This window comes from Brachybacterium sp. HMSC06H03 (assembly GCF_001807385.1).
GTDB lineage: Bacteria > Actinomycetota > Actinomycetes > Actinomycetales > Dermabacteraceae > Brachybacterium > Brachybacterium conglomeratum.
In genome coordinates this window covers 1-6,111 of sequence record NZ_KV788793.1, presented here as the reverse complement: position 1 = coordinate 6,111, position 6,111 = coordinate 1, and the positions used below count along the sequence as shown (strand labels likewise).

Genomic DNA, 6,111 nt, shown 5'->3' with positions numbered 1-6,111 from the left:
CGGCCGGCCCGCCGCCCAGCAGCCGGGTCCGGCCGCGGGGGTGCAGCACGCCGCGCAGTCCCATCCGAAGCAGGGGCCGACGGGCGTGCGGCAGGTCCCCGCCCAGGGCGTGCACGTGCCGAACGGTCCCGGCATCGCACCCCCGTCGGGCTCCTCGGCGGTGCAGCAGTCCGCTCCGCCGCAGCGCTCGGCACCTTCGCAGTCGGCGCCCCACCAGTCGGCCCAGCACCCGTCGGCGCCGCAGCACTCGGCACAGCAGCACTCAGCACCGCAGTACGCGGCACCGCAGCACCACTCGGCACCGGCTCAGCAGTCGGCCCCGCAGCAGTCGGCCGCGCCGCAGTACGTCGCGCCGCCGCAGCAGCACGCCGCACCCGACCGCCCCGCCCCGCCGCAGCAGCACGTCGCCCCTGACCGCTCCGCGCCGCCGCAGCAGTTCGCCGCACCGGTCCAGCAGTTGGCACCGACGCAGCCCGCCCCTCCGCAGGCGGCGCCGCTGCAGTCCGCGTCCCCGCAGGCTCCGTCGCAGCAGGGCACTCCCCCGCCGGTCCGCCCGTCCGAGCCGGTCGACCAGCATCCCGAGGACGACTCCCCCACCCAGGAGCGGAGGATCTCCTCGGTCCCTCCCCGCTGACCCCGCGCCGGCGGAGCCCGCACCTGTGCCACGATCGGGGCATGCGTGCAGTGCTCCAGAGAGTCGACGGTGCCCGGGTCGAGGTCGAGGGCGAGGTGATCGGCGAGATCACCGGCGAAGGCCTCGTCGCTCTCGTCGGCGTCACCCATGAGGACGGCCCCGAGCAGGTCGCCACGATCGCCCGGAAGATCGCCGAGCTGCGGATCCTGGACGGCGAGCGCTCGGTCCAGGACACGGGCGCGCAGGTGCTCGTGATCTCCCAGTTCACCCTCTACGCCGACGTGCGCAAGGGCCGCCGTCCGTCCTGGAACGGCGCCGCCCCGGCCCCGGTCGCCGAGCCGCTCGTGCAGCAGGTGGTCGACGCGCTGCACGAGCGCGGGATCACGGTCGCGACGGGCCGCTTCGGCGCCCACATGCGGGTGGGGCTGACGAACGACGGGCCGGTGACGATACTGCTCGAGGCCTGAGCACCCGGAGCCTCTGCCCGAGGATCAGCCGCGCAGCATCCGGTGGAGCTCGGGGACGGTCGCGGCGTAGGGCAGGTCGGCGGCGCGCTCGGCGTCCCCGCCGTAGCCCCAGCCCACCAGCACCGCCTCGAGGCCGTGCACGGCGGCGCCCTCGGCGTCGTGCAGCCGGTCCCCCACCATCACGGCCCCGTCGGCCGCGGAGACGCCGAGCCGCTCGAGGACGCTGGCGATCACCTGCGCCTTGTGGGTGCGGCCCGCGGCGAGATCGGTGCCGCCGATCAGGTCGAGGTCCGCGGCGAGGCCCTGGTGCTCGAGCACCCTGCGCGCGGTGGTCTCGGGCTTGTTGGTCGCGATCGCGACGGTGCGCCCGTCGGCGCGCAGGCCGGAGATCAGCTCCGTCATCCCGGCGTAGGGGACGCTGAGCTTGTACCCCTCGACGAGATAGTGGTCGGTGTAGGCCAGGCGCAGCGCCTCGGCCCGCTCGGCGTCCATCCCCAGCTCGGAGCAGAAGGAGTCCACCAGCGGCGGCCCGATGAAGGACTGCAGGCGCTCCGCACCGGGATGCTCCTCGCCGCAGGCGGCGAAGGCGTGCTCGAGGGCGGCGAGGATGCCGGGCGCCGACTCGACGACGGTGCCGTCCAGATCCAGCAGCACGACGGGCACGGACGTGAGATCCCGGGAGGTCACAGCGGTCATGGCCCGACCATATCCAGGAGGCCGGTCGTGGGCGCCGGTGGCCCGAGACGCGGGCACCGGTCCGACGGCGAGCCGCGGCCCGACCGGGACCCGCGACCCGGCTGGGACCCGCGGGCCGGCCAGCACCAGCGCCTCCGAGCGCCCGTCGGCCGCATCGGGCCTCGACCCCGCCCGTGGCCACCGATGGCCACCGAATGCACGGCCGGCCTCGGCGCGCGTAGGCTGGGGCCATGACCTACACACTCGTGCTGCTCCGCCACGGCGAGAGCGACTGGAACGCGAAGAACCTGTTCACCGGCTGGGTGGACGTCCCCCTCACCGAGAAGGGACGCCAGGAGGCCACGGAGGGCGGCGACCTCATGAAGGAGGCCGGCATCCTCCCCGATATCGTGCACACCTCTCTGCAGCGTCGCGCCATCATGACCGCGAACCTCTCCCTGGACGCGGCCGACCGCCACTGGATCCCCGTCAAGCGCGACTGGCGCCTGAACGAGCGCCACTACGGCGCACTGCAGGGCATGAACAAGTCCGAGATCCGCGAGAAGTACGGGGAGGAGAAGTTCATGGCCTGGCGCCGCTCCTACGACACCCCGCCGCCCGAGATCGAGTTCGGCACCGAGTTCTCCCAGGACCAGGACCCGCAGTACGCCGACCTCGGCGATCAGCTGCCGAAGTCCGAGTGCCTCAAGGACGTCGTCGAGCGCTTCCTCCCCTACTGGGAGGAGGGCATCAAGCCCGACCTCGTCGAGGGGAAGACGGTGCTGATCGCCGCCCACGGCAACTCGCTGCGCGCACTGGTGAAGTACCTCGACGGTATCTCCGACGAGGAGATCTCGGGTCTCAACATCCCCACCGGCCAGCCGCTGGTCTACGAGCTCGACGAGGACTTCCAGCCCGTCGAGAAGGGCGGCCGCTATCTCGATCCGGTCGCCGCGAAGGCCGCCGCCGAGGCCGTCGCCAACCAGGGCAAGAAGTGATCTGACCTCGCCCGTCGCGAGCGGCGCCCCTCACCTCCGGGTGGGGGCGCCGCTTCTTGTCCGCAGAACGCTCTTCGAGGACTGAGCATGCATCATGGGCGTGAACACCACGCCCTCGAGGAGATCCATGTTCACTCCCCACGTAACCGACGACTCCCGACCACCGCTGCGGCATCTCGATCGTTTCACCGAGCTGTGGGATCCGGCGTCGTACTCGGGGCAGGCGTGGATCGCCCTCTCGGCCACCCAGCTCGAGGACGACGAGGCACGAACGGCGGCACAGAAGCGACGGATCCTCGACGGATGGATCGACCTGCTGTCCGCGGGAGACGCCCCGATCACTCATCTCTATCTCTGCTCCCGAGTCCCCCAGAGACTCCTGGACGCGGTCTCTGGTCTGCCCGATCTGCGTTATCTCGCGGTGAAGTGGGGACCGTACGAGGACCTCGGCCCGCTCTCCGACCTGCACCTCATCGAGGCGCTCCACCTGGGTGGCGCCGCTCGGGTCACTACTTTGGCGCCACTGCGACTGCTGCCCGATCTCGTCGAAGTGGACCTTTCCAACGCCTTCCGGCTCGCCGATTTCTCAGGACTCGGCGATCTCACCGCGCTGAGGTATCTCACGCTCGGCACAGGCATCGGGACAGACAGACTCCTGCACATCCCCGACCTCGAGTGGGTCCGGCCCTTGAAGCACCTGCACTGGTTCCATCTGCCGGGAGCGACGATCGACAGCGCTGATCTCTCCCCCGCCGCCGATCTCCCCGCGCTGGCGTATTTCGGAGCGCCCCTCCGATCGTCCTGGAGATCTCAGGTCATGGCACTGGCCGAGCGCAATCCTGCGTTCTTGGACATGGCCATGGAATACCAGGCGCTGGAGAAGGGATGACTCCTCGCTCGCGCATGTACAGGTGCAGCGCGGAGTGCAACTACTTCCGCGTCTTCCCTGGGGTCCGGCAAGGTCGCTCTCTCAGCGGCGCTTGCGGGTCCCGAACAGGGAGCGGCTGATCTCGCGGCCGAGCACCGTGCCGGCGGAACGGAGGAAGGACTTCACGGCGGGGTTGCCCATGAGCCCCTCGTCCTTCTTCCCGGGCTTCTTCGCAGCCGGCTCAGCGTCCTTCGCGGCGCCCTTCCCCGCGACCCCCTTCTCCGCGGCCGCGGCGTCCTCCGCCTCGGCGTCGGCCGCGGCGCGCTTCTGGAGGATCTCGTAGGCGGACTCGTTGTCCACCGCCTCGCCGTAGTCCTTCATCAGCGGCGAGGCCGCGGCGGACTCCTTGATGACCTGCTCGCCGGCGGGCTCCATCGAGCTCTCCGGGGCGCGCACCGCGGTGATCGCGACCGGCGTCGGGGCGCCGTCCTCACTCATCACGGTCACGATCGCCTCACCGGTGCCGAGCGCGGGGATGACCTCCTCGAGGTCGTGCTCGGAGGTGGGGAAGGTCCTCGCGGTGGCCTTGAGCGCCTTCGCGTCGTCCGGGGTGAAGGCGCGCAGCGCGTGCTGGACCCGGTTGCCGAGCTGGGCGAGGACGTCGCCGGGGATGTCCTTCGGGGTCTGGGTGATGAAGAAGATGCCCACGCCCTTGGAGCGGATCAGGCGCACGGTCTGGACCACCTGGTCCAGGAACGCCTTGGACGCGTCCTTGAACAGCAGATGCGCCTCGTCGAAGAAGAACACCAGCTTGGGCACCTCGGCGTCGCCCACCTCGGGCAGCTCCTGGTACAGCTCGGCCAGCATCCACATCATGAAGGTGGAGAACAGCGCCGGACGGGAGGCGACCCCGGGCAGCTCGAGGCAGGAGATCATGCCCACGCCGTCCTTCGTGCGCAGCAGCTGCTGGGTGTCGAAGGCGGGCTCGCCGAAGAAGACGTCCGCGCCGGAGGCCTCGAAGGCGGTGAGGCTGCGCAGGATCACGCCCGCGGTCGCGGTAGAGATCCCGCCGATACCCTTGAGCTCGTCCTTGCCCTCGTCGGAGGTGAGGAACTGAATCAGGGCGCGCAGGTCCTTGAGGTCCAGCAGCGCCAGTCCCTGGGAGTCCGCATAGTGGAAGATCAGCCCGAGCGAGGACTCCTGGGTGGGGTTCAGCTCGAGCACCTTCGCCATCAGCACCGGCCCGAAGTCGCTGACGGTGGTGCGGATCGGGACGCCCTCGCCCTGCCCTCCGAGGGTGAAGAACTCCGTGGGCGCCGCCCGGGAGACCCATTCCTGACCGCGGGCGGCGGCGCGCGCGGTGAGCTTGTCGGAGGCGGTCCCGGGCACGGCGATGCCGGAGAGGTCGCCCTTCATGTCGGCGACGAACACGGCGGCGCCGGCGTGGGCGGCCTGCTCGGCGATGACCTGGAGGGTGCGGGTCTTGCCGGTGCCGGTGGCGCCCGCGATCAGGCCGTGGCGGTTCAGCATCGAGACGGCGAGGTTCACCGGCACGCTCGGGTCCGGCTCGTCCCCGTCGAGCATCGCGCCGAGGTGGATGCGCGCACCCTCGAAGCCGTAGGCGGTGCGGATCGCCTCGGCCTCGGCCGAGCTCGCGGGCGGCGCGGCGGCGTCGGGCGCGGGAGCGTCCTGCGTCTCGGGCGTGGCGGGATCCTGCTGCGGGCTGGTCATCGTGGCCTCCTCGCCGGCGCGCCGGTGCGCTCGTGGTCGGGACGCACCGATCGTAGCGGGAGGAGGCGGCTGACCCGTTACCGTGATCACATGAAGCCACCCCCGCCGGCCGGGATCCGCGCCGAGGACGAGCTCGCCGCCGCGGACGTGCGCGTCATGCTCACCGCCCCCTCCCGCACCGCCCTGCTCGAGAACCTCGGGATCACCGACCAGGACGCCTCGGACCTGCTCCCCCTGCTCGACGCCGCTGCGGCCGACGAGGAGGTGCTCGCCGAGGTGACCGCGACCGCGAACCGTCTGCGCGCCGCCGCCGGGCTCGAGGTGCCCGAGGTCGACCTCGCCGCCGAGAAGGACCGCCACGACGCCCTTCAGCAGCGCCTCGCCCCCGGGGAGGGCCTGGTCGCGATCCTCGCGCTGCTCGTCTCGACCTCGACGGTGCGCGCCTGGCACGCCGCCCGCGGCCTCACCCCCGAGCAGTCCTGGGAGGTGCTCGCCGACCTCGGCCAGCAGATGCGGGTCCACCGCGCCGGCACGGGACGCCTGGGCCTCCACCAGCTGAACTGGGTGAGCATGAACTGGGCGGGACGGCTCGTGCACCTCGGGCGTCTCCAGTTCGATCTGCACCGCCAGAGGGTCGCCTTGCTCGCGGGCTCCGGCTCGACGCCGTCGGCCGACGGATCGGCTCCCGCGGCCGACGGGCCGGGCGGGCCGGTGGACGGCCCGGTCGCTCCGGCCGCA

Annotated in this window: 6 protein-coding genes and 1 pseudogene; 5 read left to right on the top strand and 2 right to left on the bottom strand. The window is 71.7% G+C overall.

Annotated elements, in window-relative coordinates; translation table 11 throughout:
* Together HMPREF3159_RS08885 and dtd are read left to right on the top strand one after the other, a co-directional pair.
* A pseudogene (locus HMPREF3159_RS08885) lies at nucleotides 1-634 on the top strand (hypothetical protein); the annotation flags it as partial.
* Between the two features lie 41 nt (nucleotides 635-675).
* Nucleotides 676-1,101, top strand: a complete 426-nt coding sequence (dtd, locus tag HMPREF3159_RS08880) for a D-aminoacyl-tRNA deacylase (protein ID WP_070500703.1) — start codon at nucleotides 676-678, stop codon at nucleotides 1,099-1,101.
* Between the two features lie 24 nt (nucleotides 1,102-1,125).
* Here the strand turns inward: dtd and HMPREF3159_RS08875 are convergent, their stop codons facing one another.
* Complete coding sequence (locus HMPREF3159_RS08875; RefSeq protein ID WP_070500702.1) at nucleotides 1,126-1,797, bottom strand: HAD hydrolase-like protein; 672 nt, start codon at nucleotides 1,795-1,797, stop codon at nucleotides 1,126-1,128.
* A 230-nt stretch (nucleotides 1,798-2,027) separates the two neighbouring features.
* On the opposite strand from HMPREF3159_RS08875, the gene HMPREF3159_RS08870 reads away from it, so the two are divergent.
* Nucleotides 2,028-2,774, top strand: coding sequence for a phosphoglyceromutase (locus HMPREF3159_RS08870; RefSeq protein WP_070500701.1), 747 nt, complete (start codon nucleotides 2,028-2,030; stop codon nucleotides 2,772-2,774).
* A gap of 127 nt (nucleotides 2,775-2,901) precedes the next feature.
* On the top strand, nucleotides 2,902-3,663 hold the full coding sequence (locus HMPREF3159_RS08865) for a leucine-rich repeat domain-containing protein (protein WP_070500700.1): 762 nt from the start codon (nucleotides 2,902-2,904) through the stop codon (nucleotides 3,661-3,663).
* 81 nt (nucleotides 3,664-3,744) lie between these two features.
* Here HMPREF3159_RS08865 and HMPREF3159_RS08860 read toward each other — a convergent pair whose 3' ends face one another.
* Entirely contained in the window at nucleotides 3,745-5,373 is a 1,629-nt protein-coding gene (locus HMPREF3159_RS08860) for a helicase HerA-like domain-containing protein (protein WP_070500699.1), read from the bottom strand.
* Between the two features lie 90 nt (nucleotides 5,374-5,463).
* Between HMPREF3159_RS08860 and HMPREF3159_RS08855 the strand changes: the two genes are divergently transcribed.
* Nucleotides 5,464-6,111: acyltransferase domain-containing protein (locus HMPREF3159_RS08855; RefSeq protein ID WP_246821580.1), on the top strand; the 648-nt coding region annotated here is incomplete at its 3' end.

What these genes read in the sequence shown, in the direction of transcription:
- dtd (WP_070500703.1), top strand. Translation starts at nt 676, where the DNA reads ATGCGTGCAGTGCTCCAGAGAGTCGACGGTGCCCGGGTCGAGGTCGAG.
- HMPREF3159_RS08875 (WP_070500702.1), bottom strand. Translation starts at nt 1,797, where the DNA reads ATGACCGCTGTGACCTCCCGGGATCTCACGTCCGTGCCCGTCGTGCTG.
- HMPREF3159_RS08870 (WP_070500701.1), top strand. Translation starts at nt 2,028, where the DNA reads ATGACCTACACACTCGTGCTGCTCCGCCACGGCGAGAGCGACTGGAAC.
- HMPREF3159_RS08865 (WP_070500700.1), top strand. Translation starts at nt 2,902, where the DNA reads ATGTTCACTCCCCACGTAACCGACGACTCCCGACCACCGCTGCGGCAT.
- HMPREF3159_RS08860 (WP_070500699.1), bottom strand. Translation starts at nt 5,373, where the DNA reads ATGACCAGCCCGCAGCAGGATCCCGCCACGCCCGAGACGCAGGACGCT.